The 21718-nt window shown below is 73.0% G+C and carries 20 protein-coding genes; 13 read left to right on the forward strand and 7 right to left on the reverse strand.

Going from position 1 to position 21718, the window contains the following annotated elements:
* Positions 1 to 2: 2 nt before the first annotated feature.
* On the reverse strand, positions 3 to 503 hold the full coding sequence (locus tag TU30_RS11285) for a DUF3515 domain-containing protein (RefSeq protein ID WP_042168319.1): 501 nt from the start codon (positions 501 to 503) through the stop codon (positions 3 to 5).
* Between the two features lie 20 nt (positions 504 to 523).
* Entirely contained in the window at positions 524 to 757 is a 234-nt protein-coding gene (locus tag TU30_RS11290; protein WP_042168027.1) for an Lrp/AsnC family transcriptional regulator, read from the reverse strand.
* Positions 758 to 975: 218 nt separating this feature from the next.
* Here TU30_RS11290 and TU30_RS11295 point away from each other — a divergent pair, with 218 nt between their 5' ends.
* Together TU30_RS11295 and thiD are read left to right on the forward strand one after the other, a co-directional pair.
* Positions 976 to 1941 carry a thiamine-phosphate kinase gene (locus tag TU30_RS11295; RefSeq protein WP_042168029.1) on the forward strand — a complete coding sequence of 322 codons (966 nt, stop codon included), beginning with the start codon at positions 976 to 978 and terminating at the stop codon, positions 1939 to 1941.
* Entirely contained in the window at positions 1938 to 2819 is an 882-nt protein-coding gene (gene thiD / locus TU30_RS11300) for a bifunctional hydroxymethylpyrimidine kinase/phosphomethylpyrimidine kinase (RefSeq protein WP_370626618.1), read from the forward strand. The genes TU30_RS11295 and thiD overlap by 4 nt, the downstream gene beginning before the upstream one ends.
* Before the next feature lie 113 nt (positions 2820 to 2932).
* On the opposite strand, the gene rpmB is transcribed toward thiD, so the two are convergent.
* Entirely contained in the window at positions 2933 to 3118 is a 186-nt protein-coding gene (rpmB, locus tag TU30_RS33925) for a 50S ribosomal protein L28 (RefSeq protein WP_004924906.1), read from the reverse strand.
* A gap of 267 nt (positions 3119 to 3385) precedes the next feature.
* Here rpmB and TU30_RS11305 point away from each other — a divergent pair, with 267 nt between their 5' ends.
* Positions 3386 to 5110, forward strand: a complete 1725-nt coding sequence (locus TU30_RS11305) for a DAK2 domain-containing protein (protein ID WP_042168321.1) — start codon at positions 3386 to 3388, stop codon at positions 5108 to 5110.
* A gap of 434 nt (positions 5111 to 5544) precedes the next feature.
* Here the strand turns inward: TU30_RS11305 and TU30_RS11310 are convergent, their stop codons facing one another.
* Together TU30_RS11310 and TU30_RS11315 are read right to left on the reverse strand one after the other, a co-directional pair.
* On the reverse strand, positions 5545 to 8553 hold the full coding sequence (locus TU30_RS11310; protein ID WP_042168031.1) for a tetratricopeptide repeat protein: 3009 nt from the start codon (positions 8551 to 8553) through the stop codon (positions 5545 to 5547).
* Positions 8550 to 10397: an HSP90 family protein gene (locus TU30_RS11315; RefSeq protein ID WP_078878227.1), complete on the reverse strand. Its 1848-nt coding sequence runs from the start codon at positions 10395 to 10397 to the stop codon at positions 8550 to 8552. Before TU30_RS11315 ends, TU30_RS11310 begins: the two co-directional genes overlap by 4 nt.
* 191 nt (positions 10398 to 10588) lie before the next feature.
* On the opposite strand from TU30_RS11315, the gene recG reads away from it, so the two are divergent.
* From recG to mutM, 8 genes are all read left to right on the forward strand, one after another.
* Positions 10589 to 12826 carry an ATP-dependent DNA helicase RecG gene (gene recG / locus TU30_RS11320; RefSeq protein ID WP_042168036.1) on the forward strand — a complete coding sequence of 746 codons (2238 nt, stop codon included), beginning with the start codon at positions 10589 to 10591 and terminating at the stop codon, positions 12824 to 12826.
* Positions 12827 to 12926: 100 nt separating this feature from the next.
* Positions 12927 to 13514 carry a 16S rRNA (guanine(966)-N(2))-methyltransferase RsmD gene (gene rsmD / locus TU30_RS11325; RefSeq protein ID WP_042168039.1) on the forward strand — a complete coding sequence of 196 codons (588 nt, stop codon included), beginning with the start codon at positions 12927 to 12929 and terminating at the stop codon, positions 13512 to 13514.
* A gap of 26 nt (positions 13515 to 13540) precedes the next feature.
* The gene (coaD, locus tag TU30_RS11330) at positions 13541 to 14020 is read left to right on the forward strand and encodes a pantetheine-phosphate adenylyltransferase (RefSeq protein WP_042168041.1); all 480 of its coding nucleotides are present in this window, start codon (positions 13541 to 13543) and stop codon (positions 14018 to 14020) included.
* A gap of 176 nt (positions 14021 to 14196) precedes the next feature.
* Complete coding sequence (locus TU30_RS11335) at positions 14197 to 15360, forward strand: ATP synthase F0 subunit B (protein WP_042168044.1); 1164 nt, start codon at positions 14197 to 14199, stop codon at positions 15358 to 15360.
* 196 nt (positions 15361 to 15556) lie between these two features.
* Positions 15557 to 16201 carry a DUF177 domain-containing protein gene (locus TU30_RS11340; RefSeq protein WP_042168046.1) on the forward strand — a complete coding sequence of 215 codons (645 nt, stop codon included), beginning with the start codon at positions 15557 to 15559 and terminating at the stop codon, positions 16199 to 16201.
* A gap of 2 nt (positions 16202 to 16203) precedes the next feature.
* Positions 16204 to 16377, forward strand: a complete 174-nt coding sequence (rpmF, locus tag TU30_RS11345; protein WP_003951102.1) for a 50S ribosomal protein L32 — start codon at positions 16204 to 16206, stop codon at positions 16375 to 16377.
* Positions 16378 to 16384: 7 nt separating this feature from the next.
* Positions 16385 to 17299 carry a ribonuclease III gene (gene rnc, locus TU30_RS11350; protein WP_370626620.1) on the forward strand — a complete coding sequence of 305 codons (915 nt, stop codon included), beginning with the start codon at positions 16385 to 16387 and terminating at the stop codon, positions 17297 to 17299.
* 167 nt (positions 17300 to 17466) lie between these two features.
* A complete protein-coding gene (gene mutM / locus TU30_RS11355) occupies positions 17467 to 18351 on the forward strand; it encodes a bifunctional DNA-formamidopyrimidine glycosylase/DNA-(apurinic or apyrimidinic site) lyase (RefSeq protein ID WP_042168052.1) in 885 nt (294 codons plus the stop codon).
* Here the strand turns inward: mutM and TU30_RS11360 are convergent.
* Together TU30_RS11360 and TU30_RS11365 are read right to left on the reverse strand one after the other, a co-directional pair.
* Positions 18324 to 18734 (reverse strand): helix-turn-helix domain-containing protein, encoded by a 411-nt coding sequence (locus tag TU30_RS11360; protein ID WP_042168054.1) that lies wholly within the window; start codon positions 18732 to 18734, stop codon positions 18324 to 18326. The two genes, mutM and TU30_RS11360, sit on opposite strands and share 28 nt — an antisense overlap.
* A 369-nt stretch (positions 18735 to 19103) precedes the next feature.
* Complete coding sequence (locus TU30_RS11365) at positions 19104 to 20447, reverse strand: CAP domain-containing protein (RefSeq protein ID WP_042168057.1); 1344 nt, start codon at positions 20445 to 20447, stop codon at positions 19104 to 19106.
* Between the two features lie 166 nt (positions 20448 to 20613).
* Between TU30_RS11365 and TU30_RS11370 the strand changes: the two genes are divergently transcribed.
* Positions 20614 to 20895, forward strand: coding sequence for an acylphosphatase (locus tag TU30_RS11370; RefSeq protein ID WP_042168058.1), 282 nt, complete (start codon positions 20614 to 20616; stop codon positions 20893 to 20895).
* Between the two features lie 379 nt (positions 20896 to 21274).
* A complete protein-coding gene (locus TU30_RS11375) occupies positions 21275 to 21478 on the forward strand; it encodes a hypothetical protein (RefSeq protein WP_004924871.1) in 204 nt (67 codons plus the stop codon).
* Positions 21479 to 21718 lie beyond the last annotated feature (240 nt).

The raw sequence follows: 21718 nt of genomic DNA on the forward strand, positions 1-21718 counted from the left end.
CCCTAGGAGGCGATCCCCTCGGGGATCGCCTCCTTGACGGCGGGCGCGAGATCGATCAGTACGCCCGTGCTGTCGCGTCCGTCAGTCACCCTGACCTCGACATAGGCCTCACGGCTCGCGGTCGTGAAGCGGTGTGTCCCGTGGTCCTGCTGTTCCATGAGCCAGTCGACGCCGTCGACGCCGCCCGCCAACGCCTCCGGGTCGTTGCCGCCCGCCACTTGGGGATCCACCATCTTCGGCGGTTGCCCGACACCGCACCGCAGTATGATCGCCTCGCCGCCCCAGCCCGCGGTCAGCGCGGACGCGGGTTCGGGATCGTCGCGATTCTCGCCGTCCACCTCCGCCGGCAGGACCTGGTCCAGGTTCTGGCACAGCTGGGCGGCCTTCGCGTCCGGGCTGGGAACCGCCGCCGACGCGCTGTCGTCTGCCGAGGAGCAGCCCACGGCGGTGATCAGCAGGGCGAGAGCGGGAAGGACGGCGTGACGGTGACGGAAGGAGCTCACCGCCACAGGGTAGACGGGGGCTACAGATGGACGACCGGGCAGGTCAGGGTACGGGTGATGCCGTCCACCTGCTGCACCTTCGCGACCACCATGCGGCCCAGGTCGTCGACGGTGTCGGCTTGAGCGCGCACGATGACGTCATAGGGTCCGGTCACGTCCTCGGCCTGGACGACTCCAGGGATCCTGCCGATCGTGTCGGCGACGGTCGACGCCTTGCCGACCTCGGTCTGGATCAGGATGTACGCCTGTACCACGGAACCTCCAGAGCGGCCACGAGGATCATGTGGGGAAAAGGAACGCCACGGTATCGCGTTGCCGCTCGTCGCGGGGAGACCTGCGGAAACCGGGTCCCGCGCGCCGGGGCACGGGCTGGACACAAGGTGACGGTCACTTCGACCGTAGCGAGGGCGGAGACGACTCGCGACCGGGAACGGAACCGGGAACGGACCGGGACAGAAGGGGAGCTGGGGACATGAAGGGTACGGTTGGTGAGATCGGGGAGTTCGGGCTCATCAGGGAGCTCACCTCCCGCCTCACCACCACCCCGGCGGTCCGGATCGGCCCGGGCGACGACGCCGCCGTGGTCGCCGCACCCGACCGCAGGGTCGTGGCCAGCAGTGACGTCCTGCTCGAGGGCAGGCACTTCCGCCGCGACTGGTCCACCGCCTACGACGTCGGCCGCAAGGCCGCCGCGCAGAACCTCGCGGACATCGCCGCCATGGGCGCCGTGCCGACCGCGCTGCTGCTCGCGCTGGTCGTCCCGGCCGAACTGCCGGTGACCTGGCCCTCCGAGCTGATGGACGGCCTGCGCGACGAGTGCCAGGTGGCGGGCGCCGCGGTGGTCGGCGGAGACGTCGTACGCGGCGACACGATCATGGTCGCGATCACCGCGCTCGGTGACCTGCGCAACCAGGAGCCGGTGACCCGGGGCGGCGCACAGCCCGGCGACCTCGTCGCGGTGACCGGCTGGCTCGGCTGGTCCGCGGCCGGGTTCGCGGTGCTCTCGCGCGGTTTCCGCTCGCCGCGCGCCTTCGTCGAGGCGCACCGCCGGCCCGAACCGCCGTACCACGCGGGCCCCGCGGCGGCCGGGCTGGGGGCGACCGCGATGTGCGACGTGAGCGACGGACTGATCGCCGACCTCGGGCACATCGCCGAGGCCAGCAAGGTCCGCATCGACATCCGCTCCGGGGCGGTCGACATCCCCTCCCAGATGAACGACATCGGGCAGGCCGTCGGCGTCGACCCCATGCAGTGGGTGCTGACGGGCGGAGAGGACCACGCGATCGTGGCCACCTTCCCGCCGGACGTGAAGCTGCCCGCCCGCTGGAAGGTGATAGGCGAGGTCCTCAACCCCTCGGCGCTGCCCCAGGTGACGGTCGACGGGGCCCCCTGGACCGCCCAGGGCGGCTGGGACCACTTCGCGGACATCGAGTCGTGAGCGCCGGGAGCGTGGAGGGAGCCGAGGGTGCCGCGGCCGTGCCGCCGAGGGTGCTGACGGTCGCCGGCTCGGACTCCGGCGGGGGAGCGGGGATCCAGGCCGACCTGAAGACGATGCTCGCGCTGGGCACCCACGGCATGAGCGTGATCACCGCGGTCACCGCGCAGAACTCCCTCGGCGTGCAGGGCGCCTGGCCGCTGCCGGTGGAGGCGGTGCGGGCCCAGTACCGCAGCGTCGTCGACGACATCGGAGTCCGGGCGGTCAAGACCGGCATGCTCGCCTCCGCCGAGCTGGTGGAGGCGGTGGCCGGCCTGCTCGCCGGGAGCCGGGTACCGGTGGTCGTCGACCCCGTGGGGGTCTCCAAGCACGGGGACGCGCTGCTGGCGCCCTCCGCGCTCGACTCCGTGCGGACGAAGCTGCTGCCGGTCGCGACCGTGGCCACGCCGAACCTGGACGAAGTGACGCAGCTCACCGGTGTCCGGGCGCAGTCGGAACGGGACTTTCGCCGGGCCGCGGAAGCGGTGCTGGCGTTCGGGCCGCGGTGGGTGGTGATCAAGGGCGGCCATCTCGCCGGGGACCCGGGCGACGCCGTCGACCTGCTCACGGACGGTTCACAGGAACACTGGCTGCGCGCCCCGAGGTACGACAACCGGCACACCCACGGAACGGGCTGCACCCTCGCCTCGGCGATCGCCGCGCAGCTGGCCAAGGGGCAGTCGGTGCCGGAGGCGGTGACGGCAGCCAAGGAGTACGTCACGGGGGCGATCGCGGCCGGGTTCGGGCTGGGCGCCGGGATCGGGCCGGTGGACCACGGATGGGCGCTCGGGCGCAGGGCCGGCGTCGGATCCGGGGCCCGCCCCGCGTCCGACGGGTGCTGAGGCCCGCCTCACGGCCGGGACAGCTCGCGCGGGCATGGCAAGAAGCCGGTCCACCCCTGGGTGGACCGGCTCAGTGCGGTGAACCAGCTGTGGCCGCGCGCTCAGCGAGAGCGTCAGCGCGAGACCTTGCCGGCCTTGATGCACGAGGTGCAAGCGTTCACGCGCTTCGGCGTCCCGCCCACCACGGTACGCACACGCTGGATGTTCGGGTTCCAGCGACGGGGCGTACGGCGGTGCGAGTGCGAGATGTTGTTGCCGAAGCCCGGCCCCTTGCCACAGACGTCGCAGTTGGCAGCCACGGGTCACTCCAAAGACTTCAGATGCACTTACGGTTGATCCCGGCATGCCGGGATCAGGAACGTCGGAACTCGAGGAGCTCTTGGGAATCTGAGTGGCTCTGCCAGGGAGAGGCCCGATTCGGATCGGGCAACCGGAGCAGCATACAACGGGTGAACCAGGAGAACGAAACCGGCATGGCAGCTCAGGGGCCCGCCCGGCCCGCTTCCGCCGACCGGACCCCCGAGGTCTACGCTGCGTGCCACGTCCAGCAGCTCAAGGAGGCGCAGGTGGCGCAGGTGCCGCAGACATTCTTCGATGCTCTCGCGGTGCGTGCCTGGTGCGGACTCGCGCTCGACGCGCTGGGGCGCGCGCGTGAGGAGATCGACGCGATCAACGTCTACCCCGTGGCGGACGGGGACACCGGGACCAATCTCTACCTGACGGTCGAGTCCGCGGCCACGGCCGTCGAGGCGGTGTTCGCGGGGTACGAGACGGGCGGGCCCGAGGGGCCCACGCTGGCGGACGCGGCGCGCGCGATGGCGCACGGGGCGCTGATCGGCGCCCGCGGCAACTCCGGGACGATCCTGGCGCAGCTGCTGCGCGGAATGGCACAGGTGCTGGCCGGGGAGGAGGCGGCCCACGCCGACGGCCAGGTGCTGCGGCGCGCCCTGCGGACCGCGGCCGACTCCGCGCGCCGGGCCGTGGCCCACCCCGTCGAAGGCACCGTGCTCACCGTCGCCACGGCCGCCGCCGACGCGGCCGGCGGTGCGGAGGGCGACTGCGGGGAGGTGGCGCGGGCGGCCTACGACGGCGCCCGCACGGCCCTCGCCGCGACGCCGGGCCAGCTGGCCGTGCTCCAGCGGGCGGGGGTGGTGGACGCGGGCGGCAAGGGACTGGTGGCGGTGCTGGCGGCCCTGGTGGAGACGTTCACGGGAGAGACACCGGGAGGGACCGGGCCCGGGGCGCACGCGTGGGTGGGGCACGCGCGGGTGGGGCACGGGGAACCCGCCGGGGCCGGGCGCCCCGCCGGCGTCACGCCTCCCGCCGGGTGCGCCGACGGCCGGGGAGCGGCGGAGGCCGCGGTCACCGGACCCGCCTTCGAGGTGATCTACCTCCTGGAGGCCGAGGACGCGGCCGTGCAGCGGTTGCGGCAGCGGCTCGACGCCCTCGGGGACTCACTCGTCGTGGTCGGTGGCGACGGACTGTGGAACGTCCACGTCCATGTCGACGACGCCGGAGCCGCCGTGGAGGCGGGGGTCGAGGCAGGGCGCCCGCACCGCATCCGGATCACGCACTTCGGCGCCGGTGACGCCCACGCCCCCGGTGCCGGCCGCCCGCCCGCGGAACGCGTCGCGCGGGCCGTGGTGGCCGTGGTGCCCGGCGAAGGGCTGGCCGGCCTGTACACCGAGGCCGGGGCGACCACGGTGCTGGCCCGCCCCGGCGAGCCGCCCGCGAGCGGCGAGCTGGTCGACGCCGTACGGCGGGCCCACGCGCACGAGGTGGTGCTGCTGCCCAACGACGCGGAGCTGCGCCACACCGCCGCCGCGGCCGCCGAACAGGCCCGCGCCGACGGGCTCAGGGTGGCCCTCATCCCCACCCGTTCCGCGGTCCAGGGCATCGCGGCGCTCGCGGTGCACGAGCCGGAGCGCCGCTTCGACGAGGACGTGGTGGCGATGACCTCGGCGGCGGGCGCGACCCGGTACGCCGAGATCGCCGTCGCCGAACGGCAGTCCTGGACCATGGCGGGCATCTGCCAGGCCGGCGACGTCCTCGGCCTCATCGACGGCGACGTGGCCGTGATCGGTGACGACGTCACCGCCACCGCCACCGCCGTCCTGGACCGCATGCTCTCCGCCGGCGGCGAGATGGTCACCCTGGTCCTCGGAGACGAGACCCCGCACACCGTCGCCACCCGCCTGGAGACCCACGTCCGCGAGGGTTACCTGGCCGTCGACACGGCCCTCCACCAGGGCGGCAGGCAGGGAGCCCTGCTCCTCATCGGGGTGGAGTGAGGACGGGTCCCCCGGCGGGCGGCCCGAGCCGTGTCGTCGCCGGGGGCGCGTGTGCGCGCCTGGTCGCTGCCGCGGCAGTCCTGTCCAGTCCTGTTCCCGGACGTTTCGGTCGCCGGATCCGCCGTGGTGCCGCCGGCCACGACCCGTTGCCTCCGGTCCGGGCCGGCGGGCGCATCCGCCGAGGGAGCGCCCGCCGGCCGTCGCCGCCCGGCTCCACGACGCCGGACCGGGACGCCGGCGACGGTGCGACCGGGGCCGCGGTCCGGCTGTTCCGTCGGCCCGGCCGGCTGGATGACGTGGCGGGAGACAGCCGGACGTCGCCGTCGCCGCCCCGTTGCGCGCCGGACCGCCCCGCCCCGGGCCGGCGGTGGGCCCGGCTGCGTGCGAGGAGGTTCCAGGGGCGGTCCGGTCCGCGCGGTCGTCGTGCGGCGGGTTCAGCTCTCCGCCGTGCCCCGCTCGTCCTCCGCCTGCTTCCCCTCGACGGTATGCACCAGGTGTTCCGCCTGGGCGCGCAGGGCCCGGGCCGTCCCGTCCTGCTCGGGGGCGTTCCCGTGGGCGGTCAGGACGGCACGCGCGCGTGCCGTCGCGGCGGCGGGGCGGCCCAGGTCGGCCTCCAGCCGGGCCGCGGCCAGTTCGGCCCGGGAACGGTCCTCGAGGGTGTCCGGGCCCAGCGGGGCGAACGTGGCGATCGCCCGGTCCAGCGCGGCCACCGCCTCCTCGAGCAGGGACCTCCCGTCGTCGGCGGTCCCGACGCCCGCCACCCGCACCAGCAGGTCCGCGAACTGCAGGTGGGTGTGGCCGAGCTCGGCGGCCAGACGCACACGGATCTCGTCGTCCGGGGCCGCGGCCGCCGCCGCCCCGCACTCCTCGACCGCGTCCGCCATCAGCGCGCGTGCCCCGTCGGGGTCGGCCTGCGCACGCAGCAGGAGCCACGCGCGGGCACGCAACGAGCGCACCAGGCCGGGCACGTCGCCGACCGTGCGCCACAGCTCGCCCGCACGGGCGAAGGCCCGTTCCGCGTCCCCGGACAGGCCCGCCTGCTCCAGGCTGGCCGCGGCCAGATGGGCCAGCGTCGCGTGGTCCTGCTGCTCCGGCCAGTGCCGGGCGATCTCGGCGGCCTGCAACCGCCGCTCGGCGGCGGCCCGGTGCTCGCCCAGCTCACCGAGGCAGTCCCCGAGCCACCACAGCGTCTGGACGACCGCCCCGTCCCCGTGCGTACCGGCCGTCACGTCGGGCAGGACGGACTCCAGCACCTCGGCCGCCTCCGCCCACCGTCCGCGCCGCAGCAGGAACCCGCCGAGCTGATGCCGCGCCCAGGCGCCCAGCGTCGCTCCCTCGCCCGCCTCGTCGGCCCAGTGCGCGGCCTCCAGGGCGTGGTCCGCGGCCTGAGCCACCCGCCCCAGCCCGCCGGTCACCTCGGCGAGCTGTAGATGCAGCTGCGCCCGCCCGACCGGCTCCAGATACGGCCCGCCGTGCTCCAGAGCCGTCCGCAGCGCCCGTTCGGCACCGTCGACGTCACCGAGATGGTGGGCGAGCTGCGCCAGCCGGGCCTCGTACTCCACCGCGAACCACGGCAGCCCCGCCGCGACGAACGCCTCGGCGGCCCGCGCGGACAGCTCCGCGGCACTCTCCACGTCCCCGGAGTGCCCCGCCAGTTCGCCGAGCATCGCCTGGGCCTCGGCGGCCCGCGCGGCGAGCCGCACGTCCTCGCCGGTGTGCCCCTCCACGAACGCCAGGACCGCGCGGACGGCGGTCACGGCCTCCTCCAGGACGGCGTCCTCACGGTTTTCACCGGCGGCGTGCACCCGCCGGGTCAGGATCCGCGCCCGCGCCATCAGTACCGACGCCGTCTGCCGCGGGCCCGTACCGCCGGCGGCGTACAGCGCGAGGATCTCCTCGTGCGGTCCGGCCACCGCCGCGAGCGCCTCGTCCACCCGGCCCTCCAACGCGTGGACGTATGCCGCACGCGCGCGTGCCGCCAGAGCCTCCCCGGGGTCGCCCGCCTCCGCGTACAGCTCGGCGGCCCGCTCGAAGAGGCCGGTGGCCCCGGGGCCGAGGGCCATCGCCTCGTGGTCGGCGACCTCCGCGCGGTCGCGGACCTCCAGGACGTCGTCGTTCCCCGCCGCCTCGGCCTCCCGCGCGGCGCGCGCCACCGCCGCCCACGCCTCCGCGGCGTGCGGCCGCAGGGTGTCCGACAACCGCCGCGCCTCGACGAGCAGCGCGGGCAGCCCGGAACCGCCGAAGGGCTCCGTGTCCGGCGCCGCCGACGCCCCGGCACCCGGCGCCACGGGCCGTACCGGGGGCTCGGGCGACCGTGCCGGGGACGTGCCCGACGGCCGCACGCCGAGCGGCAGCCGGTCCACCAGCGGGCGGCGCGCCATCCGCGCGCGGGCCCGCTCACCGACGTACTCCGTGCCGTTGCGCTCGTCGAAACGGGCCGCCAGAGCCAGCGCCCGGTCCCGCGCGTGCGGGGCCAGTTCCGCGGCGGTCCAGGTCCGCCCGGCCGGCCCGGGGACCCGGCTGCCGCCCAGACCGAGCCCGGTCAGCCGGTCCATGACCAGCGTCACCACACTCAGGAAGTCCAGCTTGCTGCGCGGATGCCCCTCGTCGGTGAAGTAGGCGGGCCGCTCCGCGAGCAGTTCGAGGGCGCGCGCCTCGTTGCCGCTCAGCGCGCAGAACTCCACATGGTCCGCGTACGCGCCGCGCATGCTCTCCATGGGCCGGACCAGCCGGAAACCGCGCAGATGGTGGGCGCGCGCCTCGTCCACGCGGCCCAGCCGCAGCAGCGGCACCAGGGAGGACGCCAGGACCGTGTGCGGTTCGTGGGCACAGGTGAACCCGCCCTCCAGGACCGGCCGCCACAGCTCGAGAGCCTCCGCGTCCCGCCCGTTGTGCGCCTGCCACCAGCCCTGCCCGTGCAGCTCGCACGCATGGCAGTCGGCCATGGTGTCCCGGTCGGCGGCCAGCCACGCGGCGTACGCACGCTCGGCCCGCGGCATGTCCCCGACATGCGCGGCCACACTGAACTCGGCACTGCGCACCGCTCGCTCGGAATGACCGGCCAGCCGGTAGCGGCGCTCCATCTCGCCGAGCCACTTCTCGATCGAGGCGAGCGGGATGTGCGGCTGGTCCAGCATGCCGGCCGACATCCACTTGAACACCCAGTGCAGCGCATGCGTCTCGTCCGCGTCGAAGTCCTCGGGGCGTTCGTCCCACAGGCGCAGCAGCCGCGCGAAGGGGACGAACATCTTTCCCTTCTCCGAGCTGTAGTTGTAGACCTTCAGCTGGTGCCCGAGCGCCTCGATCACGGCGAGCGGGATGCCCAGCTTCTCGGCCTCGAGCAGCAGGTGCTCCGCGCGCGCGTTGCGGGCCGGCCCCTCCGGCTGCTCGGAGTTCTCGCCCATCGCGCGGCGCAGGGAATCGAGATCGGTGATCGAGGTCATCGGCCGGAGCCCCCCGTGGAGTCGTCGTGGGTGGCCCACTCCAGCAGGCCGAGGAACGCCCGGTTGAGCAGCGCCGAGTCGGCGGGCCGCAGCTGCCGCTGTGCCATGAGCAGCGCCTGCCCGTACAGGGACTCGGTGGCGGTGCCGATGAGTTCGGTCTCGCCCAGTGAACCGATGCGCCGTACCAGCGGGTTGAGATGGTTGAGCACCAGACGTGCCCGCGGGGCGCTGCCGCGCAGCGAGCCGAGAATGCCCGCCCACAGGTCGTCGGCCCCCGACTCCGCCTCGGCGCGCGCCTGTTCGTGCCGGACCTCCCGGTCGTCCAGGTGCAGCGCGGGCACCGACAGCGGGTGGAACGCGCGCAGGACCACGTCGCAGCCCAGCGGGTCCAGTCTGGCCCGTGCAGCGGCCAGGAAGCCCGACAGGGCCAGCTCCTCGGCCGGGTCCACCGCGTCCAGATGGGCGGTGACCGTGTCCGCGTCCAGCTCGGCGACCGCGGTGTTCGGCCGCACCGCCGGCAGCGCCTCGACCAGCTCGCTGTCGTACGTGTAACCGCCGTTGACCACGCCGATGCCCTGCGCGGACGCGATCGGCGCGACCTGCCGGTACTCCTCGACCGTGCGCGTGAAGTGCACCACCGGGTGCCGCTGCGCGAACTCCTCCAGGGACAGCCGCCCGTCCGTCGTCTCGAACGGCAGCCAGGGCAGCATCGTGCGCAGCATCTCCCGGTCGTGCCGCGCGAGCGCCTTCACGCCCAGATGGTGCACCGACAGGAACGCCGCAAGGCGCTCCGGGTCCCCGGCGGCCAGCCCGGTCAGCCAGCCGCGGATCCGCTCGCCCAGCGCCTCGCGGACCCCGGCCAGCGTCTCGTCCTCGTACAGCGCCTCGCGCGAGGCCGTCGGTCGCAGACTGTCCGTGTCCAGGACGCAGCGCACGAAGAACGCCCAGTCGGGCAGCAGTTGTTCGGCCCGCTCGGTCAGCAGCATGCCCTTCAGGTGCACGCGGTGCCCCGCGCGCCGGGCCGGGCCGACCGCGGACGGCAGCACGTACGCCACTCCGCGCACCCCCGCCAGCGGCACGTCCAGGTCGACGGAGTCCAGCGGGGTGAAGCCGAACAGGTCGTGACAGTGCCGGGCCAGTGCCACCCTGCGGGCGGCGGGGCTCGGATACGCGCGGTCCCAGGGCGCGGGCAGCCCGGTCACCGCCTCCTCGCCCACCCGTACGTCGTACGGCAGCAGCGAGCCGAAGTCCCGGGCCAGCGACAGCACCCGTTCCTCGGCCAGCCACTCGGCGGACCCGGCCCGCGCCACCAGGTGCACGGTGGTGCCCGGCTCGGGCCGCGCCTCCCCGGGCAGCGTCCGCACGGTGTACGAACCGTCGTCGCGCGCGGTCCACTCCACGGGCGGCGCGTCCGCCGTCCGCGCGCTGCGGCTGACGACGCGGATCCGCTCGGCCACCACGAAGCAGGCGAGCAGCCCGATGCCGAACTGTCCGAGAAAGCCGGAGCGGGCCTCCTGCAGGCCCTCGGCGCGCTTGGAGCTGCGCCCGATGGTGGCCAGCAGGTCGTGCACGTCCGCCTCGGTGAGGCCGACGCCGGTGTCCTCCACCCGCAGCCCGTCCGCCTCCACGGACAGCCGCACGTGTGCCGGGGCGTCCGGATCCTCGGCGCGGCGGGCGGTGACGGCGTCCACCGCGTTCTGCAGCAGCTCGCGCAGATAGACCTTGGGACTGGAGTAGAGGTGGTGGGAGAGCAGGTCCACCAGGCCGCGGAGATCGACCTGGAACGTGTGGGGCGGCTGAGGTGGGCCGGATGCCTGGGATGCCTGAGAGATCTGGGAGTCCATCGTCACGGCGCCGGTGGGGGGCTCTCGACGGCGCGGGGTCGGGCGGTCCGGTGAGGCGGTGACCGCGGGGATGGCCGGGGTGTCGGCGCGTCATCCTAGGGCCCGGAGGACTCCGCCGACCAGGGAATTCCCCATCCGCCGGAAGGCGCCGCGGCACCGGTGTTCCCGCTTTGTCAGTGCCGTGGTGTGCAATGGATCCCGTGCCCGCACTGCAAGAACCGTCGCGAGAACCACTGCAACAGCCGCTGAGGTCGGTGCTCGGTCCGCCCACCGCGAAGGTGATGGCCGAGCACCTCGGCCTGCACACGGTCGGCGACCTCCTCCACCACTACCCCCGCAGATACGAGGAGCGCGGCCAGCTCACCCACCTCGCCGACCTCCCCATGGACGAGCACGTCACCGTGGTCGCCCAGGTCGCCGACGCGCGGCTGCACACCTTCGCCTCCGCCAAGGCCCCGCGCGGCAAGGGCCAGCGCCTCGAGGTCACCATCACGGACGGCAGCGGCAGGCTCCAACTGGTCTTCTTCGGTCACGGTGTCCACAAGCCGCACAAGGAACTCCTGCCGGGCACCCGCGCGATGTTCGCCGGCAAGGTCTCCCTCTTCAACCGCCGCCTCCAACTCACCCATCCCGCGTACGAGCTGCTGCGGGGCGACCCGGAGGAGAGCGTCGAGACCTGGGCCGGCTCGCTCATCCCGATCTACCCCGCCACCGCCAAACTGGAGTCCTGGAAGATCGGCAAGGCGCTCCAGACCGTCCTGCCCCGTGCCCAGGACGCCGTGGACCCCCTCCCCGGACCGCTGCGCGAGGGACGCGGCCTGGTCCCGCTCCCGGAGGCGCTGCTGAAGATCCACCGCCCGCAGACCAGGGCCGACATCGAGGACGCCCGCGCCCGCCTGAAATGGGACGAGGCCTTCGTCCTCCAGGTCGCCCTCGCCCGACGCCGCCACGCCGACGGCCTGCTGCCCGCCGTCGCCCGCAGACCGCGGCCCGACGGCCTGCTCGCCGCCTTCGACGACCGGCTCCCCTTCACGCTCACCGACGGCCAGCGGAAAGTCTCCGAGGAGATCTTCGACGACCTCGCCACCGAGCACCCGATGCACCGGCTGCTCCAGGGCGAGGTCGGCAGCGGAAAGACCCTGGTCGCCCTGCGCGCCATGCTCGCCGTCGTCGACGCCGGGGGGCAGGCGGCCATGCTGGCGCCCACCGAGGTGCTCGCCCAGCAGCACCACCGCTCGGTCACCGAGATGATGGGCGAGCTGGCCGAGGGCGGCATGCTGGGCGGGGCGGAGAACGCCACCAAGGTCGTGCTGCTCACCGGCTCCATGGGCGCGGCCGCCCGCCGTCAGGCCCTGCTCGACCTGGTCACCGGCGAGGCCGGCCTCGTCATCGGCACACACGCGCTGATCGAGGACAAGGTCCAGTTCCACGACCTGGGCCTGGTGGTCGTCGACGAGCAGCACCGGTTCGGCGTCGAACAGCGCGACGCCCTGCGCGGCAAGGGCAAACAGCCCCCGCACCTGCTCGTCATGACCGCCACGCCCATCCCGCGCACCGTCGCGATGACGGTCTTCGGCGACCTGGAGACCTCCGTCCTCGACCAGCTCCCGGCCGGCCGCTCACCCATCGCCAGCCACGTCGTCCCGGCCGCCGACAAACCCCACTTCCTGGCCCGCGCCTGGGAACGGGTCCGCGAGGAGGTCGGCAACGGCCACCAGGCGTACGTGGTCTGCCCGCGCATCGGGGACGAGGAGGACGACCCGAAGAAGGCGGGGAGGAAGAAGCCCGGGTCTCCCGAGGACGACGCCGAGAAGCGTCCGCCGCTGGCCGTCCTCGACGTCGCCGACCACCTGGCGAAGGGCCCGCTGAGCGGCCTGGGCGTGGAGGTCCTGCACGGCCGGATGCAGCCCGACGACAAGGACGCCGTCATGCGCCGCTTCGCCGCCGGGGAGACCGATGTCCTGGTCGCCACCACCGTCATCGAGGTCGGGGTCAACGTTCCCAACGCCACCGTCATGGTGATCACGGACGCGGACCGCTTCGGCGTCTCCCAGCTCCACCAGCTGCGCGGCCGGGTCGGCCGGGGCTCGGCCCCCGGCCTGTGCCTGCTCGTCACCGAGATGCCCGAGGCGAGCCCGGCCCGCGGGCGGCTCGGCGCGGTCGCCGGCACCCTCGACGGCTTCGAGCTCTCCCGCCTCGACCTCGAACAGCGCCGTGAGGGCGACGTCCTGGGCCAGGCCCAGTCGGGCACCCGCTCCAGCCTGCGCATGCTCGCCGTCATCGACGACGAGGAGATCATCGCCGAAGCCCGCGAGGAGGCCACCGCGGTCGTCGCCACCGACCCCGGGCTGGAGAGCCTGCCGGGACTGCGCACCGCGCTCGCGGCCCTGCTGGACGACGAGAGGGAGCAGTACCTGGAGAAGGGCTGACAGACTGGTGCGGCCGGCCCTTGGGCACTGGCCGGCCGCACCGGTCGGCACGCCGGCAGGACCCCAGCGACCCAGGACGACCGAGGACAAGGACGAGGACATGACCCGCGTGATCGCCGGCCGGGCCGGCGGACGCCGCCTGGGCGTACCGCCGGGCAACGGCACCCGCCCCACCTCCGACCGGGCCCGCGAAGGCCTGTTCTCCACCTGGCAGGCCCTCCTCGGCGGCCCGCTGCACGGCGAGCGCGTCCTCGACCTGTACGCCGGTTCCGGTGCCGTGGGCCTGGAGGCCCTGTCCCGGGGGGCCGGGCACGCCCTCCTCGTCGAGGCCGACTCCCGGGCCGTCCGTACCGTCCGGGACAACGTCAAGGCACTCGGGCTCCCCGGCGCCGAGGTCAGACCGGGCAAAGCGGAACAGGTCATCCGCACGCCCCCGCCGGCCGAGCCGTACGACGTCGTCTTCCTCGACCCTCCGTACGCCGTCTCCGACGACGATCTCCGCGAGATCCTGCTCACACTCCGCACCGGGGGCTGGCTCGCCGACGAAGCCCTCGTCACCGTGGAGCGCAGCACCAGAGGCGGGGAGTTCGCGTGGCCACCCGGCTTCGAAGCGCTCCGGTCCCGTCGGTACGGCGAGGGAACGTTTTGGTACGGTCGCGCCGCCGCTGCGTGCAAAGACGCACGATGACCGGACCGGAGAGCGAGGGATCACCAGTGCGCCGCGCCGTCTGCCCCGGGTCGTTCGACCCGATCACCAACGGACACCTCGACATCATCGCCCGAGCCTCGAGTCTCTACGACGAGGTCTACGTCGCGGTGATGATCAACCAGTCCAAGAAGGGCCTCTTCGAGGTCGAGGAACGGATCGACCTGATCGGCCGGGTCACCGCCGAGTACGGGAACGTCCGGGTCGAGGCCTTCCACGGCCTGCTCGTCGACTTCTGCAAGCAGCGCGACATCCCCGCGATCGTCAAGGGCCTGCGCGCGGTCAGCGACTTCGACTACGAACTGCAGATGGCCCAGATGAACAACGGCCTCTCGGGCGTGGAGACCCTCTTCATCCCCACCAACCCCACCTACAGCTTCCTGTCGTCCTCCCTGGTCAAGGAGGTCGCCACCTGGGGCGGCGACGTCTCCCACCTGGTGCCCCAGGAGGTCTTCGCCGCCCTCTCCGAGCGCCTGCGCAAGGACTGAGAGCGACCGGGCGCCGCCCGCGCGCCGCACGGGCGCGCGACGGTGCCGGGCCGGCCCGAGGCCCGCCGCCGGGCCGGCCTCCGGGGAATTCGCCGGGCGGTGTTCCCCACCCGTCCCAGGGCCGTACAGTCGTTGCGTCCGTCTCCAACACAGCTGTAGAGAGTGGCGAGCACACGGTGGACGTGCAGAAGAAGCTGGACGAGATCGTCGACCTGGTCTCCGGGGCCCGGTCGATGCCCATGTCGGCCTCGTGCGTGGTCAACCGCGCCGAACTGCTCTCGATGCTCGAAGAGGTGCGCGCGGCGCTGCCCGACTCCCTCGCCCAGGCCCGGGAACTCATCGGCGGCCGCGAGCAGATGGTCGAGCAGGCCCGCCAGGAGGCCGAGCGGATCATCGAGGGCGCGCACGCCGAGCGCGGCTCCCTGGTCTCGGGCACCGAGATCGCCCGCCGCTCCCAGTCCGAGGCCGACCGGATCCTCACCGAGGCCCGCAAGGAGGCCGAAGAGGTCCGTGCCGAGGCCGACGACTACGTCGACTCCAAGCTCGCCAACTTCGAGGTCGTCCTGACCAAGACCCTCGGCTCCGTCGGCCGCGGCCGCGAGAAGCTGCTCGGCACCGGCCCCGGGCTCGACGAGCAGGGCTACGAGGACGAGGACGCCCCCGAGCGCAGTCACGACCCGGAGACCCTGCGCCGCAGTGCCGACGCGTACGTCGACGTCAAGCTCGGCGCCTTCGAGGCGGTCCTCGCCAAGACCCTGGAGGCGGTGGGCCGGGGCCGTCAGACCCTGCACGGCCGGATCGCCAGCGACGACCTCGGCGCCCTCTCCGAGGACATGACGACCGTCCAGCACTCCAGCGACGCCGACTACCTCGCCGACCTCGCGGCCATGTCGGACGCCCCGGCCCAGCGCGCCCGGTCCCAGCAGACCGCGCCCGACCGGCCCCAGCAGGCTCCGCCCCAGCAGGCTCCGCCCCAGCAGGCTCCGCCCCAGCAGGCTCCGCCCCAGCAGGCTCCGCAGGCCGCGCAGCAGGACTACGCCCAGCAGCAGACGTACGGCTACGAGCAGCAGAACCGGCAGTCCGATCCGTACGGCGGCTACCCGCAGCAGTACGGCGGGGGGCAGGACTCGTACGGCTACCCGCAGCAGGCCGACCCGTACGCCGCCTACCAGGGCTACGAGACGCCGCAGCAGCCGGCCTACGAGACCGGTCAGGACCGGCAGGGCTACGCCCCGCAGCAGCAGGACCCGGCCGCCCTCGACGAGACCAGCCTCTTCGACACCAGCATGATCAGCGCCGAGCAGTTGCGCGCCTACGAACAGGGCCGCGGCAACGGCTGACCGCCCGGCCACGGCCCGGCCGGCGCCACCCGGCCCCACGGCTGCCACCGGCCCGGATTGGGACGAGAGCCGAAGGTCCAGTATCCTGGCTCATCGGTCGTGTGTGCGTTGTGCCGACTTCGTGGACGTCCGCGACCCACGCTGCCCAGAACACGACGGGGCAGCGTATCTCCGAGCTCGAAGATCGAAAGCAGGAATGGTTCTGAACGCCCGCCTCGACCACCGCAATCCCCTCGTGTTCGACACACACGAGCTGGGACGGAGGCCGGGCGCGCAACAGCGCCTGACCCGCTCGATCGAGGCGCCCGGGGACCTCGGGATCCAGGGAGTCGTCGGAGTGCCGGAAGGCGCCCCGGTGGAACTCGAACTCCGGCTCGAGTCGGTCATGGAAGGTGTGCTCGTCACCGGCACCGCCCGTGCGACGGCCGAGGGGGAGTGCGTAAGGTGTCTGGAGCCGCTCGAGCGGGAGCTCGTCGCGGAGTACCAGGAGATGTTCTCGTACCCTGACGCCGACGACCGGGGCCGCGTGAAGGCGGAACCGGGCGACGACGCCGAGGACGACGAGGACAGGCTTTTCCTCGAGGACGGCATGTTCGACCTCGAGACCGTGCTGCGTGATGCGGTGGTGCTCGCACTGCCGATGCAGCCGGTGTGCCAGGACGACTGCCCCGGCCTGTGCTCCGAATGCGGAGCCCGGCTCGCGGACGACCCGGACCACCACCACGACGCCGTCGACATCCGTTGGGCGGCACTGCAGGGACTCGCCGGTTCACTCGAAGATGGCGAGAAGGACGAGATGAGCGGCGCCGAACCGGGCGTCGACGAGAAGCAGGAGAAGTAGCCGTGGCTGTTCCGAAGCGGAAGATGTCGCGCAGCAACACGCGCCACCGCCGGTCGCAGTGGAAGGCTGCGGTCCCCACCCTGGTTGCGTGCGAGCGCTGCCACGAGCCCAAGCAGCAGCACATCGCGTGCCCGTCTTGTGGCACCTACAACAAGCGCCAGGTCCTCGAGGTCTGAGCGGCTGGTGAGAGGCACTGTGTCCACGCCCAAGAAGCAGTCGCCCCGCGCGAGCGGGAGCGGATCGGCGGACAACAACCAGGCCTCGTCCCCCACGCTTCTGGAAGGGCGGCTCGGCTACCGGCTCGAGTCCGCCCTTCTGGTGCGTGCGCTGACCCACCGTTCCTACGCGTACGAGAACGGCGGTCTGCCGACGAACGAGCGGCTGGAGTTCCTCGGGGACTCCGTGCTCGGTCTCGTCGTCACGGACACGCTGTACCACGCCCACCCCGACCTGCCCGAAGGCCAACTGGCCAAGCTGCGGGCCGCGGTGGTCAACTCGCGTGCGCTGGCGGAGGTGGGCCGCGGGCTCGACCTCGGCTCCTTCATCCGGCTCGGCCGCGGTGAAGAGGGCACGGGTGGCCGGGACAAGGCGTCCATCCTCGCCGACACCCTCGAAGCGGTGATCGGCGCCGTCTATCTCGACCAGGGACTCGACTCGGCGGCGGAGCTGGTGCACCGCCTGTTCGACCCCCTGATCGAGAAGTCCTCCAACCTCGGCGCCGGCCTGGACTGGAAGACCAGTCTCCAGGAGCTCACCGCGACCGAAGGACTCGGCGTGCCCGAGTACCTGGTCACGGAGACCGGCCCCGACCACGAGAAGACCTTCACTGCTGCCGCCCGCGTCGGAGGCGTCTCGTACGGCACCGGCACCGGCCGCAGCAAGAAGGAGGCGGAGCAGCAGGCCGCCGAGTCCGCCTGGCGGTCCATCCGGGCCGCGGCGGACGAGCGCGCCGAAGCGGCCGCCCCCGCCGAAGCGGCCGCCCCCGCCGAGGCGGCCGGCCTTGTCGAAGCGGCCGGCCTTGTCGAAGCGGCGAGCGCGGAGACAGGTGCGGCGGCAGATGTCGAGCCTGCCGCCGACACGTCGTCGGCCTCCGCCTGACGATCCGTACCCGCGCGCACCCGCGCACACGTCCACGGATCGCGCGGCACCCGCGGGCGCCGGGGTGTTCGCGACACACGCAGAGCGCGACCCGGGTGCCCGCCCCGCAAGGGGACGGGCACCCGGGTCGCGCTCGTGAAGACCGGTCCTCGGAGGGAAAAGGAACCATGCCCGAGCTGCCCGAGGCCGAAGTCGTACGGCGCGGACTGGAGCGGTGGGTCGCCCACCGGACCGTCGCCGAGGCCGAGGTGCTGCACCCGCGTGCGGTGCGCCGCCATCTCGCCGGCGCCGACGACTTCGCGCACCGGCTGAAGGGCCACCGCCTCGGCGTTCCCCGCCGCCGCGGCAAGTACCTGTGGCTGCCACTCGAGGACGCGGACCAGTCGGTCCTGGCCCACCTCGGCATGAGCGGCCAGCTGCTGGTCCAGCCGCACACCGCCGCCGACGAGAAGCACCTGCGTGTCCGCGTCCGCTTCACCGACACGCGGACGTCAGCCGCTGCCGCGGCGGGCGACACCGAACTCCGCTTCGTCGACCAGCGGACGTTCGGCGGGCTCTCGCTGCACGACAACACCCCCGACGGGCTGCCCGACGTCATCGCGCACATCGCCCGCGACCCGCTCGACCCGCTCTTCGACGACGAGGCCTTCCACCGGGCGCTGCGCCGCAAGCGCACCACGATCAAGCGGGCCCTGCTCGACCAGTCCCTGATCAGCGGAGTGGGCAACATCTACGCGGACGAGGCACTGTGGCGGGCCCGCATCCACTACGAGCGCCCCACGGAGACCTTCACCCGCCCGCGCTCCCAGCTCCTCCTGGACCACGTCCGTGACGTGATGAACGCGGCCCTCGCGGTGGGCGGCACCAGTTTCGACAGCCTGTACGTCAACGTCAACGGCGAATCGGGCTACTTCGACCGCTCCCTGGACGCCTACGGCCGGGAGGGCCTGCCCTGCCGCCGCTGCGGTACGCCGATGCGCCGCCGGCCCTGGATGAACCGGTCCAGTTACTTCTGCCCGACATGTCAGCGGGCGCCGCGCGTCTCGTCGTAGCGCTCGCGGGCCTGGAGCACGTCGCCCATCCTGCCCTCCAGGAAATGGATGAGGGACAGCACGCGCCGTGCCACCTCGTGGCCCAGCGGGGTGAGTTCGTAGTCCACCCGGGGCGGATTGGTCGCCTGGGCCTCGCGGTGCACCAGGCCGTCGCGCTCCAGCGCGTGCAGTGTCTGGGAGAGCATCTTCTCGCTCACGCCGTCGACACGGCGGCGCAACTCGTTGAAGCGCAGCGATCCCCCGCACAGCGCCCCGAGCGTCAGCGCGCCCCAGCGTCCCGTCACATGCTCCAGCGTGCCGCGCGAGGGGCACCCCCTGGCGAACACGTCGTAGGGGAGCCGCTGCTCCGCCGAGTCCTCCGGGTGCGGCCGCGTGGTGGTCATGCCTTCAGCGTACTTCGGCGCAGCGCTTACCAGCAGGTGGCACTCACCACGCGACAGCGCAGGCAGACCACGCGGAGAAGTGCGCGGAACCCGGCGGCGGCCGGGACATCCCGGGCCGCCGTCCGTGCTTCCGTGTGCGTACTGCTGCGATCCTCGGGTGGGTGAACCTCTGGGGGGTGTCTGGCACATGCCCACGGCGTCACGGCATCTGGCACGCACGCTCGCCGCGTTGCCCAAACGCCCACGTGGCTCCTCCCCCACTCTCGGCTTCGCCCGAGCGGGGGAACCCCCGTCGAGGACGCCCCGGCGCCTTGCGATCGCACGTGCCGGGCATCGTTCCTTCCCCCGCGCTCATGCGCCGGACACCCCCTAGTAGCCGAAGTTCTGGGTCCACCAGGGGCCGCCGGAGCCGAAGTGCACGCCCACGCCCAGGGTCTTGAAGTCGCAGTTCAGGATGTTCGCCTTGTGGCCGGGGCTGTTCATCCAGGCCTCCATGACCGCCGCGGCGGTGGCCTGGCCGCGGGCGATGTTCTCCCCGCCGAGGTCGGATATCCCGGCCGCCGACGCCCGGTCCCACGGTGTGTCGCCGTCGGGGTCGGTGTGGTCGAAGAAGTCGCGGTCGGCCATGTCCTTGCTGAACGCCGTGGCCAGACCGGACAGCGCACTGTTCGCGGCCACCGGCCTGCAGCCCACCTTGGCCCGCTCCTGGTTGACCAGCCGGAGTACCTGGGCTCCGGCGGCGGCCTCCTCGGAAACGGTCACCGGGCTGCCGGGCGTCATCTTCTCCGGCTGCGGAGCGGTCCTGCGCTCCGGAGCCGTCGTCTTCTCGGACACCTCCTCGCCCGGTGTCGTCGAAGGCTTCTCCTTCTCCTCTGCCGCTCCCGCTTCTGCTTCGGCGGGTGCCTCCTTCTCCGGGGTCCTCGTCCTCTTCTCGTCCGAGGAACCCGACGGCGAGGGCGTGGGGGAGACGTCGCGGTCGGCGTCGCGGCTCGCGGGTTCACCGGCGTCGCGGCCCGGGCTCTCGAGGCTGCCCGAGGTGCCCCCCAGCTCGCCGGGCGTGTTGGTCGGGGTGCCCGCGGCCTCCACGCTGTCGCCGGGCGCGCGGTCGCCGCCCAGCTTGTAGTTCTCGAGGCCGGGCACCACGCCCGTGGCCACCGCCACCGTGCCGAGGGCCACCGCGGCGGACACCCCGAGCAGGCCGGTGCGGACCGGGGTCGCGGCCTTCTTCTTCCGGCGCCGTCCCCCCGCGTGCCGGTCGCTCTCGCCGGGCGTGAAGCCGTCGCCCGGGGAGCCGCTCCGCGGGAAGCCCCCGGGCCGGAGGCCGTCGCCCGCGAACACGGCCGTGTCGGCGGCGGCCGTGTCAGCGGACCTGGAGCGGTCCGGCCCCGCGGAGAAGCGGTCGTCCCGGTGGACGTACCCCTGGTGGTGGTTCTCCCGGTGGGCGCCCGGAGGGAAGCCGCCCTGCGCGAAGTCCCCCGCGTAGTCGTCCCCGGGAGCGCCCTCCGTCGCGAAGAGGTAGGCCTCGCTCCTCGCGGCCGTCTCGGCGTACGCCTCCGGGTTCAGATAGGGGGCGATGCCCATGGCCGGAACGTCTTCGGCGTGAGCACCCAGCGGACCGTGGCCTCCGTCGTGCAGGTCGTCGTGCTGAGTGACCCCCGTGGCGGCGCGGCCCGTGGCGGCGCGGCCGGCGGCGGAGCGTCGGTGGCGTCCCATGTTCTGGCCTTCCTCAGTCCTGGCGGTCGGTCGACTCGTCCTCGCGTTCAACATGAAACTCACACCATCGAGTGAGTTTCATATGAGATTCATTCGATCGGGACGGTACCGCATGCCGTCAGGGGAGGGAGTGCCCCGAGTGACATTGTCCGGTTAGGTTGCAGCCATGAGCGAGGATGTGCGACTGGTCGCCTGGGTGCGGGGACGTGTCCAAGGTGTGGGTTTCCGCTGGTTCACGCGGGCCAAGGCGCTGGAGATCGGCGGCCTGAGTGGCTTTGCTCTCAATCTGGCGGACGGACGCGTCCAAGTGGTCGCGGAGGGCTCCCGTGAGCGCTGCGACGGACTGCTCGACTGGCTCCAGGACGGCGACACGCCCGGGCGCGTGGACGGCGTCACCGAGATCTGGGACACACCCCGCGGCGGATACGACGGCTTCGCCATCCGCTGAGCCCTCCGCGTCCGAAGGGCCTCCGGGGTGCCGGCCGACCGCCTCGGCAGGCTCTCGGGCGCGGAAAAGTCCTGGTGACCGCCGAGGCCCGGGGTGCCGTGGGAAGCCCTCCGGCACCGACGGCCACAACGCCGGGAGGGCCCGCCGGAACCGCTGCGACGCCGCCCGGCGGCCGTGTGCGCCGCGTCGTCGGCCGATACGGCGTGTGATCGTGTTGACCGTCAAACTTTTTGGTGAGACGCTGAAAGTCCCCGCGCACCTTAGCTGTTTGGCATGGCTGAACGGCAGCACAACTGCAGGTCTGCCAGGCATCGCGGGTGCTCATCCCTCACGACCCACACCGCACAGGTCGGTCACGCATTGTGGAGGACCATCCATCATGGCAAAGGCGCTTCTCGGTTACGTCGGCGGCTCCGACCCTCGACTCCTCGCCGAGATGCGACGGCTCCAGCAGCGCGTCCAGGACCTGGAATCCGAACTCGTACGGATCCAGGCGGAGAACGACGAGCTTGCGGCTGCCGCTTCTCACGACAGGATCATGGAGAGCGTTGACGCACACCAGGCGGAGCCTGCGCTGACCTGATCACTGCACCGCTCCACCACGGCACGCAGTGGTCGGTCGGCCCGCCCGTCACCACCGCCACGCTGTCAGAAGTGCAAGGGACGCCCCGGCGTCCCTTCTTTCTTGCCTCCGCGTCCCCCGCGCCGACCGGATTCCCAAGTTCCTTGCTCCGCGCATCCTTTCACCGTCTTCAACGTGTGGTGTGCCCTGAGCGTTCACCCGTGAAACCGCCGGTTCACGGAGGGGGACATCCCGGGCAGG

The organism is Streptomyces sp. NBRC 110035 (assembly GCF_000829695.1).
GTDB lineage: Bacteria > Actinomycetota > Actinomycetes > Streptomycetales > Streptomycetaceae > Streptomyces.